Below are 18530 nucleotides of genomic sequence, written 5' to 3' on the forward strand. Positions count from 1 at the left end.
TACTTATCGGACGAGGGCCCGCTCACTGGTATCGAGAAAGTCCAGCATGGCGCGCACGTCGTCGCTTTCCTGTGCTTGCGCCGCCAGTTGTTCGCGGGCGTCGGCTAATGTCAGGCCGGCCATATACAGTGTGCGATAGGCGCGCTTGATAGCCGCAATGCGCGGCGCTTCAAAGCCGCGACGCTTCATGCCTTCGCTATTGATGCCGCGCGGACGGCCTCGCTGTTCGTTCGCCATCATCACAAACGGCGGCACGTCGGAGCCGACCAGGCAGCCCATGCCGATAAACGCATGCGCGCCGACTTTGCAGAACTGATGCACACCGGAGAAGCCGGACATAATCACCCAATCGCCGATGTCCACATGCCCGGCCAGCGCCGAGTAGTTGGAGAACACGATGTTATTGCCGATCTGGCAATCGTGCGCGATATGCACGTAGGCGAGCAGCCAGTTGTCGTTGCCGATGCGGGTAATGCCGCCGCCATCGCCGGTGCCGCGATTGATGGTGACGAATTCGCGGATCAGATTGCGGTCGCCGATGACCAGCTCGGTATGTTCGCCGGCAAATTTCTTGTCTTGCGGCGCACCGCCCAGTGAAGTGAACTGGCTGATGCGGTTATCGCGGCCGATCTTGGTCGGGCCTTCGATAACCACGTGCGGGCCGATCACAGTGCCTTCGCCGATTTCAACACCGGCGCCGATCACACTGTAAGCGCCGATGCTGACGTTGGCGCCGATAACGGCGGTGGGATCAATCAGCGCGGTGGGGTGGATCATTTATCGGACCTCGCCGCGCACATCAGTTCGCAGCTAGCGACCTCTTTGCCGTCGACCAGTGCACGGGCATGGAACAAGCCCATGCTGCGCAGCAATCGCTTGAGCGTGACCTCCATGCGCAACTGGTCGCCCGGCGCTACGACCGCGTTGAAGCGGGCGTTATCGACCTTGGCCAGATAGAACAACGGGCTGCCGGTGTTGCCTTTCATGCGGCCGCTGATTTGCGTCAGCAGGCCGGCGCTTTGCGCCATGGCTTCCACGATCAGTACGCCCGGCATCACCGGGTGCCCAGGGAAATGACCCTGAAAGAAGGGCTCATTGATGGTCACGTTCTTCAACGTCACCACGCTCTGGTCCGGCACGATCTCGATGACCCGATCGACCAACAGGAACGGATAGCGGTGCGGTAGCAACTGCTGGATCTGTTCCACGTTCACCGGTAGGTGGAAGGGCGTGGTCTGCTCATTCATCTTTACTATCCCTCTCCAGCGCCGACAGTCGGCGCACATACTCGTCCAGATGCTTGAAACGGGCGGCGTTGCGACGCCATTGGCGATTGTCCTGCAACGGTACGCCCGATGAATATTCGCCCGGTTCGCGGATGGAATGCGTGACCAGACTCTTGGCGGTAATGGTAACGCGGTCGGCCAGTTCAAGATGCCCCAGCACGCCGGCATTGCCGCCAATCATGCAGTAGCGGCCAATTTTTGCGCTACCGGCCACGGCGGAACAGCCCGCCATCGCCGTATGGGCGCCGATATGTACGTTGTGCGCGATCTGGATCTGGTTATCCAGCCGCACGTCTTCTTCCAGTACGGTGTCGTCCAGCGCGCCGCGGTCGATGGTGGTGTTGGCGCCGATTTCACAATCGTCGCCGATACGCACGCCGCCCAGTTGCGGCAGCTTGATCCAATGGTCACGGTCAAAGGCGAGGCCAAAACCATCGGAGCCAATGACCGCGCCGGGATGGATCAATACACGTTTTCCTACGGTCACACGGGTGACCAGGGTGACCCGCGCGACCAGGCGCGCTTGAGCGCCGACACTGCAGTCAGGGCCAATGATGCAATGTGGGCCGAGTATTGCGCCGTCTTCGATGACCGCACCGTTTTCGATCACGCAGCAAGGGCCAATGCTGGCCGTAGATGCGATGCGCGCGCCGGCAGCGACCACCGCGCTGGGGTGCACGCCATGCGGGGCGTCAGGTCGGCGTTCGAATAGTGCGGCCATTTTCGCGTAGGCCACGTAGGGGTCGTCGGCGACCAGGGCTGTGGTTGGGCAATCGGTGAGGTTTTCCTCACGCAGTACTACGACGCCGGCGCAGGTTGCCGTCAATTGAGCGGTGTATTTGCTGTTGGATAGAAAACTCAGTTGACTGGCGCTGGCGCCGGCCAGGGTGCCGACCCCGTCGATGACGCGCGTGCCGTCGCCCTTGAAGGCGAGACCGAACTGTTCGGCGAGTTCGACCACCGTGTATTTGTTCACGCTCATGCTTGGCTCCGCAACATGCCGGCCATTGTAGGACGCAGCAAAAGAAAGCGCGGCATCGCCGCGCTCTCTTCGCTCTTGCACTTCAGCTCGATGGGCTTATCCCCAATGAACTCAGCCCAATTAGAACTGGCTGCCGAAGGTGAACTGGATCCGCTCTTCGAAGTGGCTGTCATCGGCTTTGGAGCGAATCGGCACGGCGAAGTTGATAATCAGCGGGCCGATCGGCGCCTGCCACTGCAGCGACAAACCAGTCGAGGCACGCAATTCGCTGGCCTTGAAGGTCGAGTAGCTCTGGTACACGTTACCGACATCGACGAACCAGGACACGCGTGCGGTGTTGACGTCCTTGAGGAAGGGCAGCGGCAGGTAGACCTGGGCCGTACCCAACACCTTGAACGCGCCACCGACCGGCTGGGAGTAGTTGTAAATGCTGCCGGAACAAGTGCCATTCGCGTTCGGCCTGATCGGCACCTGCTTGCCGCTTACCGGATCAATCGTTGTGCCAACGCAGACGCGCGGACCCAGCGTGTTGTCCTGGAAGCCGCGCACATCGCGCACACCGCCCGAGTAGTAGTTCTCCCAGAACGGGAAGTCGTAGTTCGCGCCTTGCTTGTAGTCGCCAAACGTGCGGCTGTAGGTCTGGCTGCCATAGGTGTTGCCGTAACCGACCTGGCCGTCCAGATAGAGCACGAAGCCGCGCCCCAGCGGCCAGTAGTGGCTGGCTTCCAGGTCGAGCTTGTAGAACTGCACGGTCGAGCCGGGCAGGGCGACGTTCACATTGGCCGAGAGCAGGCCGCCGCGCGTAGGCGCCCAGTAACCGTTACGGGTGTCGTGGTTCCAGCCGAGCTGGCCGGTCCACGAGTGAATGGTCTCGTGCCCGATCGCGTTCTGGTAGTCGATTAGCTGCTGCGGCGACTGCGACGTCGTTTGCACCAGGCCAGTGGTCGTGTCGACATAACTGTAGCTGAGCTTGATCTTGTTGCTGCTCAAGCCCATGCCGGCACGGACGTTGTCCGTTTCGGTGATCGGGAAATTCAGGAACGTGGTGAACGCCGTGGTGCTGCTGGTGTAGTTGACGAAATCACTGTTGGTATTGCCGAAATCGGTCTTGGTAAAGCTGGCGTTGTAGCCGATACCAATGTTGTTGTCGGTCAGATACGGGTTGTAGTAGCTGGCGTTGACACTGGTCGAATAATCGCTGCGCTGGGCGCCGACGGTGAAGCTGTCGCCGGTGCCGAGGAAGTTATTCTGCGACACCGAGGCGGACAAGATGATGCCGGAGTACTGCGAATAGCCCACGCCGAACATCAGGCTGCCCGCGGATTGCTCCTCTACTTTGTAGCTGACATCGACCTGGTCTTCGGTACCCGGCACCAGTTTCTTATCGACGTCGACCTTCTTGAAATAGCCCAGTCGCTGCAGACGGATCTTGGAGCGGTCGATGGCCGGCTGCGAATACCAGCTACCTTCCAACTGACGCAGCTCGCGGCGCATCACATCGTCTTCGGTGCGGGTGTTGCCCTGGAAGATCACGCGGCGCACGTATACGCGCTTGCCCGGTTCGATATAGAAGGTGATATCGACGGTGCGTTTTTCTTTGTCCAGCTTGGGCACCGGGGTGACCTTGGCGAACGCGTAGCCGATGCTCGACAAAATGCTCTTGATCGCATCGGAGCTGGCTTCGATGGCCTTGCGGTTAAAGGTCTCGCCCTTCTTGGTGAAGACTAGCTGGCGCAGCGATTCCTCCGGCAGAATCAGCTCGCCGAGCAGGTGCACGTCGGAGACGGTATAGATCTCGCCTTCTTTCACGCTGGCGGCGATGTACATGGCGCGCTTATCGGGTGCGATCGATACCTGGGTGGAGTCGACGCCGAAGTCGGCATAGCCGCGGTCCATGTAGTAGGACTGCAGCTTCTCCAGATCGCCGGAGAGTTTTTCACGCGAATACTGATCGTCCTTTGAGTACCAGGACATCCAGTTGCTGGTGTTCGACTCGAAGGTCTTGCGGATTTCTTTATCGGTAAAGGCGCTGTTGCCGACGATATTGATCTCTTTGATCTTGGCGACCTTGCCTTCGCGGATCTCGATATCGATGGCTACGCGATTACGATCAAGATTGGTCAAATGCGGCTCGACCGAGACGTTGTATTTGCCGCGGTTGTAGTACTGGCGAATCAGCTCTTGCTGCACGCGATCAAGCGACAGCCGGTCGAAGGTCTCGCCTTCGGTCAGGCCGATTTCTTTCAGGCCTTTGCGCAGATCGTCTTCTTTGATGTCCTTGTTGCCGCGCAGGGTGAGCTTGGCAATGGAGGGGCGCTCGACGACCTTGATGACCAGGATGTCGCCATCGCGATCCAACTCCACATCGCTGAAGAACTTGGTCTGGTACAGCGCACGAATCGCTCGTTGCGCGGCGTCATTGGTGATGCGGTCGCCCTTGTTGACCGGCAGGTAGTTGAACACCGTACCCGCCGTGATGCGGCTTAAGCCGTCAATGCGGATATCGGAGGCGACGAAGGGCTCGAAAGCGAGCACGTTGGCGGAGAGGGAAGCAAGCAAAATCAGGGCGGCGATACGCTTCATCGTCGAATCCGTTGGGTTATTTCGATGAGGCGGCCAGGATGGCCACCCCGATCAAAGCATGAAGCCGGGATTTCCCCTGCCCCGAAAAAAAGCACGCACCCGACATGGATGCGGTAAGTGACAACTCAGTGCTTCGCACCGAGGTTTCGACATTCGCTCGCGTCACGAAGGCAGGATGCGATGAATGTCGTTGTAGAACGCCAACCCCATCAGCGTGAACAGCAGGGCGAGACCGACGTACTGTCCGGCCATCATCACGCGTTCGCTGACTGGGCTGCCTTTGACCAACTCAATAAGGTAATACAGCAGATGGCCCCCGTCCAAGACGGGGATGGGCAGCAGATTGAGTACGGCCAGGCTGAGCGAGACCATCGCAAGAAAATTCAAGAACCAGGCCGGCCCCATATGGGCCGAAGCGTTGGCTACTTGAGCAATGCCGATCACACCGGAGAGATTCTTGGTCGATGCCTGACCGCTCAACATTTTGCCGATCATGTTGAACATCGAAGCGGCGCCGTCCCAGGTGGTGTGCAGCGAAGCGGCCAACGCCTTGACCGGGCCGTAGCGCAAGGTGGCTGTTTCGCGAGGGAGCGCCGATACGCCGATCATCCAGTTGGTCGGCTGGCCCTCGTATGAGTCCTTGCGCGCGGTGACATGGATCGGCAACGTTTTGCCGCCGCGCTCGATCATCAGGCTTAGCTGGGGCGATTTTGCGGCCTCGGCCGGGATCCGCTTCTGAAACTCTTCGTAGTCCTGCACCGCCTGGCCGTTCACGCTGAGAATGCGGTCACCGCTTTGCATGCCGGCCGCGGCCGCGGGTTTATCCGGTACTACGGTAGCGGCAACGGCGGGTATCGGAGCGGGCTTCAGGCCAAGTTTGTCCAGATACTGACTGATGTCCTGGCCTGCGGGCAGTTGATTCAACGGCAGCACCAACGAGCGCTCGTTGCCGTCGCTGCCGCGCACGGTAACGGGCAACGGTTCGCGACCGAGCATGGCATTGGCCACGGCATCGAGCGAATCGCTCCAGGTGGCGACCTGTTTGCCGCCGACAGTAAGCAGGCGGTCGTTGGCACGGATGCCGGCGTCGGCCGCCATGCTCTGCGGCGTGGCGGCGACGATCGGCGCGATATCGGGCTTGCCCAGGGTGAACATCAGCCAGAACGCGACAACCGTGAAAATCAGGTTGAAGGCTGGGCCGGCCGCCACGATGGCGATGCGCTGCCAGACGGGCTTGGCGGTGAATTCCTGCCCTTGCAACGCGGGATCGACGTCGCCTTCGCGGGCATCAAGCATTTTTACGTAGCCGCCGAGCGGAATCGCGGCGATCTGGTATTCAGTGCCGTCGCGGGCGGTGTGCTTCCAAATGGCCTTGCCGAAGCCGACCGAAAAGCGCAGCACTTTCACGCCGCAGCGACGCGCGACCCAGTAATGACCAAATTCATGAAAGGTCACCAGCAGGCCAAGCGTGACCAATAACCAGAATATTGAGCCGAAAAAGGGAGTCATCAGGGGGCTTGTCTACGTTCGGGGCGCGTCAATGGAATGTCCAAGCTTATCAGCAAGCGTTACAGAGAACCTGCCGGGCGGCCTCACGGGCCAACCGGTCGCGCTCAACTAGGGTCTGCACATCGACCACAGCTTGCGGCGGCAGTTCCGTAAGTACGCTCTCGACGACATCGGCGATAGACAGGAAGGGCAGGCCGCCGGCAAGAAAGGCTTCTACCGCGACCTCATTAGCGGCGTTGAGGATGGCCGTGGCATCGCCACCGGCGCGCAGCGCCTGAAACGCCAGGGCGAGACAGCGGAAGGTCAGCAAATCAGGCGGTCCGAATGCCAGCGGCGCGCAAGCGGCCAGATCGAGTGGGGCTACCCCGGCCTCGATGCGGTCTGGCCAGGCCAGTGCATGGGCAATGGCGGTACGCATATCCGGGTTGCCAAGCTGCGCCAGCACCGAGCCATCGACGTATTCGACCAGCGAATGCACCAGGCTTTGTGGATGTACCAGTACTTCTATGACATCGACCGGGGCGCCAAACAGATGGTGCGCCTCGATCACCTCCAGCCCCTTGTTCATCAAGGTGGCCGAATCGACCGAAATCTTCCGGCCCATGGTCCAATTGGGGTGTTTGCAGGCCTGATCCGGGGTAATGCCGGCCAATTCGGCTCGGGTACGGCCACGAAACGGGCCGCCGGAGGCGGTGAGAATCAGTCGCCGCACACCGTTGGCCCGCAGGCTGCCGTTATGAGGTCCGCCGTTATGAAGCCGGTTGTTATGAGGCTGGTTGTTATGAGGCGTGGAGCGGCCGCCGGGCAGGCACTGGAAGATCGCGTTGTGCTCCGAATCCACCGGAATCAGCTCGCCACCTCCTTCGGCCAACGCCTCCAGCAGCAGGGTGCCCGCCATGACCACCGACTCTTTGTTCGCCAGCAGCAGGCGCTTGCCGGCACGCGCGGCAGCCAAGGTGGAGTCGAGACCGGCCGCGCCGACGATGGCGGCAACCACGGTGTCGCATAAGGTGCTGGCGGCCGCGGCAGTGATGGCTGCATGACCGCTGGCTATGTCGCAGGCCACGCCGGCGGCCCGCAGGCGCTGTGCCAGCAGTGGCTCAAGCGCCGGGTCGGCGATCACTGCCAGTTCTGGCCGATGCACGGCGCATAACGCCACGAGTGCGTCGACGTTGCGATGCGCCGTCAGTACGCTGGCGTGGAAGCGCTGCGGATGGCGCGCGATCACGTCGAGAGTGCTGCCGCCGATGGAGCCGGTAGCGCCGAGAATGGCGACTTTCTGAGGCATGCCTGTAGGGATCGAGCCAGTGTTCATAAACCGAGCAGCAGCTTGCCGGCGGCGAAGATGGGCAGGGCGGCAAATACGCTATCCATCCGATCGAGCAGGCCGCCATGACCGGGGAACAGGTTGCCGGAATCTTTTACGGCGGCATGGCGTTTCATCAGGCTCTCCAGCAGATCGCCCACGACCGAAGCGATGACGGTGACCACTGACAGCAATACGAGGCCGAACAACGGCCCGCCGCGCACGCCCAGTAACCAGCCGCCGATGACTGCCACCAAGGCACCGGCCACGAAGGCGCCGTAGACGCCGGCCCAGGTTTTGCCGGGGCTGATGGTGGGCGCCAGTTTGCGCCGGCCGAAAAAGCGCCCGCTGAAATAGGCGCCGATATCGGCCGCGCAAATAATCAGCATGGCCAGAAAGGTCCACCAGTGGCCTTGTGCACCACCGTGCAGGGCCAGTGCTGCGATCCAGGCAGGGAAGACGACGAAGGCACCGGCAAGCAGTTTGAGCTGTAGATTTTCACGGGTGGGGGCGGCGCCAAAGGCGAAGTGCCGCAACCACAGGCATACCAGCAGCCACCAAGCCACGCCGATGGCCAGCATAAGAGGGCTTAACGCGGTGTTTTGCAGCCGCCAGGTCAGCCCGAAGAGCACGGTGGCCAAGGCCAGCAGGGCAACGCGTGCAGCCGTCTGCTGCAGGCCGGACAGGCGTGTCCATTCCCATACAGCGACCAGGAAGATAGCGGCGACAATCGGCGCAAAGACCCAGGTGGGCGGCCACAGGATCAGCAAGATCGCGAGCGGGGCGAGCGTTAGGGCGGTGAGGGTGCGCTGAAGCAGCATGCGATTCCTTAAGTCAGCCCGGGGCGAGCGGCCTGTTCACTGACGCGCCCGTAGCGGCGTTCGCGGCGGGCGTAATCTTCAATAGCGAGTTGCAGGCTGGCCTGGTCAAAGTCCGGCCACAAGGTTTCGGTGAAATACAGTTCGGCGTAGGCGAGCTGCCACAGCAGAAAATTACTGACGCGGCATTCGCCGCCGGTGCGGATGAACAAGTCTAGCGGCGGCAGTTCGGCCAGGCACATGCCGTGGTCTAGTTGCTGCTCATTGATGTCCTCTACGCGCAATTGACCAAGGACGACCGCCTCGGCGGCTTTACGCGCGGCTTGCACGATATCCCAGCGGCCGCCGTAGTTCACCGCGATGTTGAGATGCAGCTTGTCGTTGCCGACGGTACGCGTCATCGCGGCGACCATGCGCTTGTGCAATGGCGTATCGAACGCGCCGAGATCGCCGACAAAGCGCAGGCGCGCGCCCTGGTCATGTAGCTCATCGACTTCTTTGTCCAGCGCGTGCATGAACAACGTCATCAAGGCGCCGACTTCATCCTGCGGTCGCTGCCAGTTTTCGCTGGAGAAGGCGAACAAGGTCAGCGTCTCTACGCCTTGGCGCAGACAGCCTTCGACCACCTCGCGCACGGCTTTACGGCCGGCATTATGGCCAAAGCTGCGTGGCCGATGACGGGCTTTGGCCCAGCGGCCATTGCCGTCCATCACGATGGCAATATGGCGAGGCGGCGTGGAAGGTTGAGGGGACATGGATTTGACCGTATGTGGGTCGAGGCAAGATAGGCCCCTCTCTTCAGCTCGCTCCCCGGAGGGGAGCGAGGGTAGCGGTTAAATAGCTGCCGCTTGAACAAGCGCCGTTTAAACGGCCATCAACTCGTCTTCCTTCGCCTTGACGACGGAGTCCACTTCTTTGACGAAGCGGTCGGTGAGTTTCTGGACGTCGTCGTCGGCGCGGCGCTCTTCGTCTTCGGTAATCAGCTTTTCCTTGAGCAAGTCTTTGACCTGCTGCAGGGCGTCGCGGCGCACGTTACGAATGGCGATCTTGGCTTCTTCGCCTTCGTGGGACACGTGCTTGGCCAGCTCTCTGCGGCGCTCTTCGGTGAGCGGCGGCATATTCAGGCGAATCACGAGGCCGGCGGTGTTCGGCGTGATGCCGATGTCGGAGGCCATCAAGGCTTTTTCGATCGGCCCGACCATGCTCTTTTCAAAGGGCGTGATGATGATCGAGCGCGAGTCGCCAAGATTGACCGAGGCCACTTGGTTCAAGGGCATATCCGAACCGTAGTAAGGCACCTTGATACCGTCCAGCAACGCCGTGCTGGCACGGCCGGTGCGCAGGCGAGTCAGAACGTGCTTTAGCGAGTCGATACTCTTACCCATGCGGGTCTGGGCATCGTTCTTGATGTCGTTGAGCATGAATGTCACTCGATAAACGTGCGAGCCGGTGAGTATAGCAGGGGGTGGCAGCGCGGGCAGGGCTCGGCGGTGTGAAGTGACGGGGATTGCCAGTCGCCAAACCGGCAGCGGGGCAGCAATGTTCCCCGTTCCCCGTTCTCCGATTAGTGCGCGTCGACCACGGTGCCGACCGCTTCGCCGTGCATGATGCGCATCAGGTTGCCCGGCACCGTCATGTCGTAGATGCGCATGAGCATGCCGTGGTCGCGGCATAGCGCGATGGCCGCGGTATCCATCACCGCCAGCTTGCGCTCGATCACCTGATCGTAGGTGAGGCGTTCGTAGCGGGTGGCATCGCTGTGATGGGCCGGGTCGGCGGTATATACGCCGTCGACCTTGGTCGCTTTCAACAGCAAGTCGGCGCCTAGCTCGACGGCGCGCAGGGCGGCGGCGGAATCGGTGGTGAAGAACGGATTGCCGGTGCCCGCGGCAAACAGCGCGATGCGGCCTTTTTCGATATGACGGATCGCGCGGCGGCGAATGTAGTCTTCGGCCACATCATGGATCTGGATGGCGCTCATCACGCGGGCGAAGCCGCCGCGTTTCTCGATCGCGTCTTGCATGGCCAATGCATTCATGACCGTGGCCAGCATGCCCATATGGTCGCCGGTAACGCGATCCATGCCTGCTGCGGCAAGGCCGGCGCCGCGGAAAATATTGCCGCCGCCGATAACGACGCCGATCTGCACGCCGGCATTTTGTACTTCGATGATTTCGTCGGCGAGGCGGCCGATCACCTTCGGGTCGATGCCGTAGTCGGCCTCGCCCATCAGGGCTTCACCGGAGAGCTTGAGCAGGATACGGCGATACAAGGGCTGGTTGCTCATTGGGGCTCCGGATTGTGTGGGGCAAAACAGGCGCATTGTAGCGACTGTCATGGATTGCGGGGAGTTTCGATTTGATGACGTACAGGTGTCAGACGGGTGGCACGACACTTTAAGCTCCCGCCGGCGGCTTGCACGGCAGCGTCGCGATACCGGGCATCGGCATCACGGTGCTTACTTTTAGGGGGGGGGGCATGAAAAAAGCCGCGGCTCGCGCCGCGGCTTTTTAATCGAACCTGCACGGCTGGCTTAAGCCAGGCCGGCCTGTTTCATAACTTCTGCAGCAAAATCTTCTTCGACTTTCTCGACGCCTTCGCCGACGGCCAGACGGGCCACCGACAACACATCCGCGCCTTCTTTCTTCAGCGCTTCAGCCACGGTGACATTGGTGTCAAGCACGTAGGGCTGGCCGAGCAGGGTCACTTCGGAAACGATCTTGTTGATCTTGCCGGCGATGATTTTCTCGAGGATTTCGGCCGGCTTGGCCTTGTCCTTGTCGGTCATCTGGCTCAGCGCGATCTCTTTCTCTTTCGCCAGGAACTCGGCCGGGACGTCCTCGGCACGGACGTGAGCCGGGTTCATCGCGGCCACGTGCATGGCAATACCCTTGGCCAGCTCTTCCGAGCCGCCCTTGAGCGCAACCAGCACGCCAATGCGGCCGCCGTGGATGTAGCTGCCGATGGTGCCGGTGTTCTCGACGCGAGCCATGCGGCGCACTTCGATCTTTTCGCCGATGGTGGCGATCAGGGCCTTGGCGGCATCTTCCACGGTGCCGCCGGTGGTGTAGGCGGCGGCTTTCAGTGCGCTGACGTCGGCTGCGCCGGAGTTCAGTGCGACTACGGCGACATTGTCACTATAGGTCAGGAAGTTGGAATCCTTGGCGACGAAGTCGGTCTCGCAGTTCACTTCGACCAGCACGGCCTTGCCGGCGCTCTGGGCGGTGACGATGCGGCCTTCGGCGGCGACGCGGTCAGCCTTCTTGTCTGCCTTGGCCAGGCCCGACTTGCGCAGCCATTCCATGGCGATTTCGATATCGCCATTGTTCTCGACCAGCGCTTTCTTGCATTCCATCATGCCGGCGCCGGACCGCTCGCGCAGTTCCTTGACCAGTTGTGCGGAAATAGTGCTCATTCAGTATTCCTCGGAGGCTTTGTGTGCCGTGGCGGGGTTGCCGCCACGGCAGCGGGAAAGGCTTACTCGGCGTCCGACGACGGTGCGTCGCCCGGACGGCCACCGCGACCACGACCGCCGCCAGGGCCGTCACGGCGCGGGGCGCCAGCGCCCTTCTTGGCCGGCGGTGGTCCACGGCGCGGAGCGGGCTTGCGCTCGTCCTTGGCGACCGGGTTGCCTTCCTCGTCCAGTTCGACGAATTCGTTGGCGTCGCCCTGGGCTGCGGCCGGTGCGGCAGCCTTGCCTTCCAGGATCGAGTCGGCAGCGGCGCGGGCGTATAGCTGGATCGCGCGGATAGCGTCGTCATTGCCCGGGATGGCGTAATCGACCAGTTCCGGGTTGTAGTTGGTGTCGACGACGGCAATCACCGGGATGCCGAGCTTCTTGGCTTCCTGCACGGCGATGTCTTCGTGGCCGATATCGATCACGAACAGCGCGTCTGGCAGGCGATTCATGTCCTTGATGCCGCCGAGCGAGTTGTGCAGCTTCTCGCGCTCGCGGCGACGGGCCAGCACTTCGTGCTTGACCAGCTTGTCGAAGCTGCCGTCGGTTTCAGCGGCTTCCAGCTCTTTCAGGCGGGCAACCGACTGTTTGACGGTGCGGAAGTTGGTCAGCATGCCGCCGAGCCAGCGCGAGGTGACGAAAGGCATGCCGGCGCGTGCGGCTTCCTCGGCCAACGGCTCACGGGCGGAGCGCTTGGTGCCGACGAACAGCACGGTGCCGCGCTTCTGCGCCAGGCCCGACAGGAAATTCATCGCGTCGGTGAACAGCGGCAGGGTTTTTTCGAGATTGATGATGTGGATCTTGCCGCGCGCACCGAAGATATACGGGGCCATTTTCGGGTTCCAGTAACGGGTCTGGTGACCGAAATGCACGCCGGCTTCAAGCATTTGGCGCATGGTGACTTGAGTCATGGTGTTGCTCCTGCGGTGGATCTTTTTACAGATCCGGGGGTTGGGACCTCCACGTATCCCCGGTTTCGACCGCGGCTGCCCGGTTAAGTGGTGGGCAGGTCGCGGCACCCCGAAGACGGTGCCGATACGTGTGTGGCGTTGAGTGCCTTGGTTTGTTTCATAAACAAGGACTTAGGCGATCATGCCGCAGCGCGGTTACAATCGCCGTTCGCTTTGCATGACCCTTTGGAGACTACGAAAACAGCTCTCAAGGGTCAGCAAAACTCCGAAATTGTAGCCGGTATACCGGTATAGCGGCAAGTTGCCGGGGTCAGGTCAGGATTCCCGGCACACACGCCGCCACTGAGCGGAATTTATGGCAGTTACTCTGAAATCCCCCGAAGACATCGAAGGTATGCGCGCCGCCGGCCGGTTGGCCGCCGAAGTGCTTGCCATGTTGAAAGATCATGTGAAGCCTGGCGTGACCACCGAAGAGCTGGACCGCCTCGCCTATGAGCACATCGTCAACGTGCAAAAGGCGATTCCGGCCAACGTGGGCTACAACGGCTTTCCCAAGACCTTGTGCACCTCGGTCAACCATGTGATTTGCCATGGCATCCCCAGCCCGGGCAAGGTGCTCAAGGACGGCGACATCATCAATCTCGACGTCACCGTCATTAAAGACGGTTGGCATGGCGATACCAGTCGCATGTATTTCGTCGGTACGCCGTCGGTGCTGGCCAAGCGCCTGGTCGAGACCACCTACGAGGCCATGATGCATGGCATCGGGGCGGTGCGCCCTGGCGCCACGCTGGGCGATATTGGTGCGGCGATCCAGAAGCACGCCGAGGCGGCTGGCTTCACGGTGGTGCGCGAGTATTGCGGCCATGGCATCGGCAAGGTCTATCACGATGAGCCGCAGGTTCTGCACTACGGCAAATCCGGCACCGGCCTCGAATTGAAGAAGGGCATGACCTTTACGGTGGAGCCGATGGTCAACGCAGGCAAGCCGCAAACCAAGCAGTTGCCCGACGGCTGGACCGTGGTTACCAAAGATCACTCGTTGTCGGCGCAATGGGAGCACACCATTGCCGTTACTGACGACGGTTTCGAGATTCTCACGCCCTGGCCGGATGCCTGAGTCCCCCCGCTGTTTGCCAGCGCGAGCGAAAGAGGAGTGACGCTTTGTCGCCAGCGTCCTCTTCTGATCTCCCTTTGAGTCCAAGGGGATTGAGCCCAAGGGGAGTTGACTGCAAACCATGACCACGTCGCCCGCAGCTATCGCTTTACCGCCCTTGCCGCGCTTGCCGACGGTAGTGCCGCGATCGGGCGTGTCCAGTGATGCACGGCGTGCATTGCGCCAACTGCTGGGCGATGTGGATCGCGCCTTGGCTACCGCTTTTCGCGACGGCGTGGATGCCAGTGCACTGGCGCAGCGTCGCAGCGAATCGGTGCAGCGCATCGTGGTGCACGTATGGACGGCTTGTCTCGGCGAGGTGAATGAGGCGGCGTTGTTTGCAGTCGGCGGTTTCGGTCGAGGGTTGTTGTTTCCGCATTCGGACGTGGATCTGCTGGCGCTGGTTGAACACGCCGAGCCGGCTCGATTGCGTGCGCTGGAGCAATGCTTCGCCACCCTGTGGGATGTGGGCCTGAAAGTCGGTCATGCCGTGCGCGACCCTGTGCAATGCCGTGCCCTGGCGGCGCAGGATGTCAGCGTATTTACCAGTCTGCTCGATGCGCGTCGCCTGGTGGGTGATCCGGTTTTGGACGATCGTTTGCGCGCCATCGTCGATGATCCGGCGCTGTGGCCGCCGCGCGAGTATCTGGCCGCACGGTTGGCCGAGCGCAATACGCGCCATGCACGCTATAACGACACCGCTTACAACCTGGAGCCCAATCTCAAGGACGGCCCCGGTGGTTTGCGCACGCTCGATGCGCTGCGCTGGCTAGGTCGCCGGGTAGCGCATGCGAACCATCGCGGCAACGATTTAAGTGGCATGGTGGTCGAAGGGCTGCTCGATCCGGCTGAACAAATCATGTTGGAGCAAGCCGAGCGTACGCTGTGGCGTTATCGCTTTGCGCTGCATCTGGAGGCGGGTCGGGCTGAGGAGCGTTTATTATTCGACTATCAGCGCGCCTTGGCCGTGCGGTTGGGCTTTGAAGACGAACACGAGAAAAATCTCGGCGTCGAGCAGTTTATGCAGGGCTATTACCGCGCCGCCAGTCAGGTCGAGCGGTTAGGTGTGCAAATCGCCGAGCGTTTCGTGGAAATGCTTGAGCCGCCCAGCGAGCCGCAGCCGGTGGGCGATGATTTCGTACGCTACGGCACGCGCCTGGCGATCCGCGACCCTGACCTGTTCGTGCGTCGGCCTGCCGCCTTGGTCGAGCTGTTTATCTTGCGTCTGGGCGAGCCTGGCATCGTCGGTTTTACCGCCGACACCATGCGGCGCATGCATCAAGCCACTGCGTTGCTCGATAACGCGTTGGCTGACGACCCGCTGGCGCTTGCTGCTTTTCTGCGTTTGCTGCGCCTTGGCGCGCCCGCGGAAGAGGCCTTGTGGCGAATGAATCGCCATGGCTTGCTGGCGGCGATTTTGCCGGCGTTCGGCAAAGTGTTCGGCCGCATGCAATACGACCTGTTTCATGTCTACACGGTGGACGAACACACCTTGCGCGTATTGCACAACGTGGCCCGTTTCGCCACGCCGGCGGCGCGGCAGGATTTTCCGATCGCCTGCGAGATCTGGCCCACCCTGGAGAAACCCGAACTGCTCCTGCTCGCGGCGCTGTTTCATGACATTGCCAAGGGGCGCGGCGGCGATCATTCGGTCTTGGGCGAGGAAGACGCACGCGCGTTCTGTACGCGTCTGGGCCTGCCCACCGAAGACATCGAGCAAGTGACCTGGCTGGTGCGCTGGCATTTGCTGATGAGCACCACCGCCCAGCGCCAGGACATTACCGATCCAGAGGTCGTGCAGCGCTTTGCTGAGACGGTGGGTGATGGCGCGCGGCTCGATCTGCTCTATTTACTGACGATAGCCGACATCATCGGCACCAGCCCAAAGCTGTGGAATGCCTGGAAAGACCGTTTGCTGGCGGACCTCTATACGGCTACTCGCTATGCCTTGCGCAGCGAGGAGGATCTGCCTAGCGATGCGCCGACACGCGTGCGCGAATGTCGCGCGCAGGCGCTGCTGCTGCTTGAGGCCGAGGGCATCGCCCCCGCCGCATGTTTGCGTGTATGGACTGATTTTCCCGAATCGAGCTTTCTGCGGCACCGGCCCGAGCAGATCGCGTGGCAGACCTCGGCCATTGTGCGTGCGCAGGGCGCTACGCCGCTGGTCGAGGTACATCCCCTGTCGGTGCGCGGCACTACCGAGTTGTTTGTCTATGTACCCGACCGCGATGGCCTGTTCGCCGCGGTTACCGCGATGCTCGACCGGCTGCATTTCTCCGTCATGGAGGCGCGCATTCTCAATTCGCGCAACGGCATGGCGCTGGATACTTTTCTATTGCTGGAATCGGACAGCCAGCAACCGGCCAGCCCGACCCATGCCGAGGAGCTGAAGCAGCGGTTGCATCGAGCATTGGCCCAGCCCGCCCACGTGCATCAACTGACCAAGCGCAACGTGTCGCGGCATTTGAAGCACTTTCAGATGGCGCCGAGGATCGCCTTCAGCGCAGCCGGCGATCGCACCCGGCTCGCCTTGGTCTGCACCGATCGGCCTGGCTTGCTCGCTGCGGTAGCGCAAGCGATGGCGGAGGCCGGCGTCCGCGTGCACGATGCGCGAATTGCTACTTTCGGCGAGCGGGCTGAAGATTTTTTCCTGGTTACCGATCGTCATGACGCACCATTGCGCCCGGTTTTGCAGGAGCGCCTGCTGCACGCGCTCCTGCAAAGATTGCGGCCATCGGCATGATGAACTGAATCCCGCCTGCTGCCGCAATGACATCAGTGTTTGTCTTCTTTGCGGCCGGGGCCGTGCACCATACTTGCAAGCACGCCATCGCGGCGGATCAGGCCATGAAACAACGCCCCGGCCAGATGCAGCAGAAACACCGCGAACAACACAAAGGCCAAATAAGTGTGTGCCTGTCGCAAAAAGGCATACAGCGCCGGGCTGGCTGGAGCAATCGCCGGCAAATGCACCGCACCGAACATAACGATCGGATAATTGCCTGCCGACAGCATGGACCAGCCGATCAACGGCATGGCCAACATCAGCGCATACAGCAGCACCTGACTCGCCTTGGCCATCAGCCGCTGCCACAACGGCAGGTCGCTGGGCAGTGGCGGTGCGCGATGCGCTAAGCGATTGGCCAGGCGGATCAGCACTAACAGCAGGATTGCGATGCCCAACGGACGATGCACCGCGATCAGTACCTCGTGCGCGCTGGAGATGCTGGCAACCATGCCGACGCCGATGAAGAGCATCGCGAGAATCATGGCAGCCATCAGCCAGTGCAGCAGCCGCGTGAACGCAGTGTAGTGCTCGGCAGGCGCGCTCATGGCCGGCCTCCTGCAGCAGCGGGAGGTATATGTGCGGCGGCTTCTTCACGAAGCCGGCGATTGAACGACTCCGAATACACCGAGCCACGCGCTGCCAGAATCGGGTCGTCGGAGGGCTCGATGCCTTTGGGCAGGATCAGCGGATTGAAGTTGATGTCGCGGCAAGGGCCGTCGGCCTGGGCTATATCGCGCTCGACAACCAGTGTGCCGACATGTGTCGTCGGCCGGTCGTCAGGCCATGGCCGGCTCGAATCGTTGATGGGGTCGCCTGGCTGAGCTTCGGTCACCATCAAATCGAAACGCAGCGGCCCTTGTTGCAGGCGTTGATGCAGATCGATCGACAGAAAATCCGCTGAAAGCCGGTCAAGTGCCTGCTTGTCCAGTGCGACTACCGGCGCCTGCGGTTTCATTATCCAGCGCACGTTATGGCTTGTGCCCTGCGCATCGATGAAGCGGAATGTGTTGACGCCGTTGAACGTGCTATTGGCAAAGCTATTGGTGATCGGCCAGTGCGCCATCGCTTCGCTGAAGCGTTTGAGCTCGGGGTGCGTGGCAGCGAAGGTTTGTTGCTTGGCGAGGTCTGGTTTGCCGGTGCTGGGGTCGCGACGGTTCGCTACGCCAAATTCGTAGAAGGCTTCCGGGGTGCCGATGATCTGAAACGGCACTGAATTCATGCCCGAGCGCCATACTTGTCCATCGGCGAGCTGATAGCTGAGCGCCATGCTGCGCACCGGTACATCGCCGTCTGGAGTGTGGGGGTTGCCGGCGCCAGTGGCGAAACGACCGATGACGGGAGTATTGCCGGCAGCGAACACCGAGGCGCTGGACAGTGCAACGCCTTGACCATTGCTTTCAAAATGGCCGACAAAGCACACGCCCTTGGCGTGCGCTCGCCGATAGCCTTCATAAATACCGCCGTTGTTGAGCTGCAAGGCGTCGACAAAACGCGATGCGGTGAGGCGCTGTGGCGTGAGCCAGCCCGCCACATAAGCAAAAGAGGCCGCGATGGCGGCAAGTATTAACCCGATCAGGGAGAGGGCTGCGATCTGTCCAGGCTTGGGTCTGTTCTGGCGCTCAGGGGTTTGTGGATCTTTCTGAGGTGGCGCCACGTTAGGGGAATGAGTGCTGGGGTCCAGCGGCGCATTCAAATGATCTGACATGTTTCATCCTTTTGGAGCTGGCAGCGTGT

Annotated in this window: 16 protein-coding genes; 2 read left to right on the plus strand and 14 right to left on the minus strand. The window is 61.4% G+C overall.

The window, feature by feature from the left end; genetic code table 11:
* Window positions 1-3 precede the first annotated feature (3 nt).
* The 12 genes from lpxA to rpsB form a co-directional block, all read right to left on the minus strand.
* Window positions 4-777, minus strand: a complete 774-nt coding sequence (gene lpxA / locus DVJ77_RS10815) for an acyl-ACP--UDP-N-acetylglucosamine O-acyltransferase (protein WP_114845518.1) — start codon at window positions 775-777, stop codon at window positions 4-6.
* Window positions 774-1247 (minus strand): 3-hydroxyacyl-ACP dehydratase FabZ, encoded by a 474-nt coding sequence (gene fabZ / locus DVJ77_RS10820; protein WP_114845519.1) that lies wholly within the window; start codon window positions 1245-1247, stop codon window positions 774-776. The genes lpxA and fabZ overlap by 4 nt, the downstream gene beginning before the upstream one ends.
* Window positions 1240-2268, minus strand: coding sequence for a UDP-3-O-(3-hydroxymyristoyl)glucosamine N-acyltransferase (lpxD, locus tag DVJ77_RS10825; protein WP_114845520.1), 1029 nt, complete (start codon window positions 2266-2268; stop codon window positions 1240-1242). Before lpxD ends, fabZ begins: the two co-directional genes overlap by 8 nt.
* Before the next feature lie 120 nt (window positions 2269-2388).
* The gene (gene bamA / locus DVJ77_RS10830; protein ID WP_114845521.1) at window positions 2389-4851 is read right to left on the minus strand and encodes an outer membrane protein assembly factor BamA; all 2463 of its coding nucleotides are present in this window, start codon (window positions 4849-4851) and stop codon (window positions 2389-2391) included.
* A gap of 162 nt (window positions 4852-5013) precedes the next feature.
* The gene (gene rseP, locus DVJ77_RS10835) at window positions 5014-6360 is read right to left on the minus strand and encodes an RIP metalloprotease RseP (RefSeq protein WP_114845522.1); all 1347 of its coding nucleotides are present in this window, start codon (window positions 6358-6360) and stop codon (window positions 5014-5016) included.
* A gap of 49 nt (window positions 6361-6409) precedes the next feature.
* Window positions 6410-7648: a 1-deoxy-D-xylulose-5-phosphate reductoisomerase gene (locus DVJ77_RS10840; RefSeq protein WP_114845523.1), complete on the minus strand. Its 1239-nt coding sequence runs from the start codon at window positions 7646-7648 to the stop codon at window positions 6410-6412.
* A 23-nt stretch (window positions 7649-7671) separates the two neighbouring features.
* Window positions 7672-8487: a phosphatidate cytidylyltransferase gene (locus DVJ77_RS10845; protein WP_114845524.1), complete on the minus strand. Its 816-nt coding sequence runs from the start codon at window positions 8485-8487 to the stop codon at window positions 7672-7674.
* Between the two features lie 8 nt (window positions 8488-8495).
* Entirely contained in the window at window positions 8496-9239 is a 744-nt protein-coding gene (uppS, locus tag DVJ77_RS10850) for a polyprenyl diphosphate synthase (RefSeq protein ID WP_114845525.1), read from the minus strand.
* 108 nt (window positions 9240-9347) lie between these two features.
* Window positions 9348-9905, minus strand: a complete 558-nt coding sequence (frr, locus tag DVJ77_RS10855; protein ID WP_114845526.1) for a ribosome recycling factor — start codon at window positions 9903-9905, stop codon at window positions 9348-9350.
* 143 nt (window positions 9906-10048) lie between these two features.
* On the minus strand, window positions 10049-10771 hold the full coding sequence (gene pyrH / locus DVJ77_RS10860; protein WP_114845527.1) for a UMP kinase: 723 nt from the start codon (window positions 10769-10771) through the stop codon (window positions 10049-10051).
* 246 nt (window positions 10772-11017) lie between these two features.
* Window positions 11018-11899, minus strand: coding sequence for a translation elongation factor Ts (gene tsf / locus DVJ77_RS10865; RefSeq protein WP_114845528.1), 882 nt, complete (start codon window positions 11897-11899; stop codon window positions 11018-11020).
* 62 nt (window positions 11900-11961) lie between these two features.
* Entirely contained in the window at window positions 11962-12852 is an 891-nt protein-coding gene (gene rpsB, locus DVJ77_RS10870) for a 30S ribosomal protein S2 (RefSeq protein ID WP_114845529.1), read from the minus strand.
* Between the two features lie 355 nt (window positions 12853-13207).
* Here rpsB and map point away from each other — a divergent pair, with 355 nt between their 5' ends.
* Together map and glnD are read left to right on the plus strand one after the other, a co-directional pair.
* On the plus strand, window positions 13208-13972 hold the full coding sequence (gene map / locus DVJ77_RS10875) for a type I methionyl aminopeptidase (protein WP_114845530.1): 765 nt from the start codon (window positions 13208-13210) through the stop codon (window positions 13970-13972).
* A 118-nt stretch (window positions 13973-14090) separates the two neighbouring features.
* Complete coding sequence (gene glnD, locus DVJ77_RS10880) at window positions 14091-16751, plus strand: [protein-PII] uridylyltransferase (protein ID WP_114845531.1); 2661 nt, start codon at window positions 14091-14093, stop codon at window positions 16749-16751.
* Window positions 16752-16783: 32 nt separating this feature from the next.
* On the opposite strand, the gene DVJ77_RS10885 is transcribed toward glnD, so the two are convergent.
* Both DVJ77_RS10885 and DVJ77_RS10890 read right to left on the minus strand, forming a co-directional pair.
* Window positions 16784-17341 (minus strand): cytochrome b, encoded by a 558-nt coding sequence (locus DVJ77_RS10885; protein ID WP_114845532.1) that lies wholly within the window; start codon window positions 17339-17341, stop codon window positions 16784-16786.
* Window positions 17338-18501 carry a catalase family peroxidase gene (locus tag DVJ77_RS10890; RefSeq protein WP_114845533.1) on the minus strand — a complete coding sequence of 388 codons (1164 nt, stop codon included), beginning with the start codon at window positions 18499-18501 and terminating at the stop codon, window positions 17338-17340. Before DVJ77_RS10890 ends, DVJ77_RS10885 begins: the two co-directional genes overlap by 4 nt.
* Between the last annotated feature and the right edge of the window lie 29 nt (window positions 18502-18530).

The sequence above is a fragment of the Dyella tabacisoli genome, assembly GCF_003350925.1.
GTDB lineage: Bacteria > Pseudomonadota > Gammaproteobacteria > Xanthomonadales > Rhodanobacteraceae > Dyella_C > Dyella_C tabacisoli.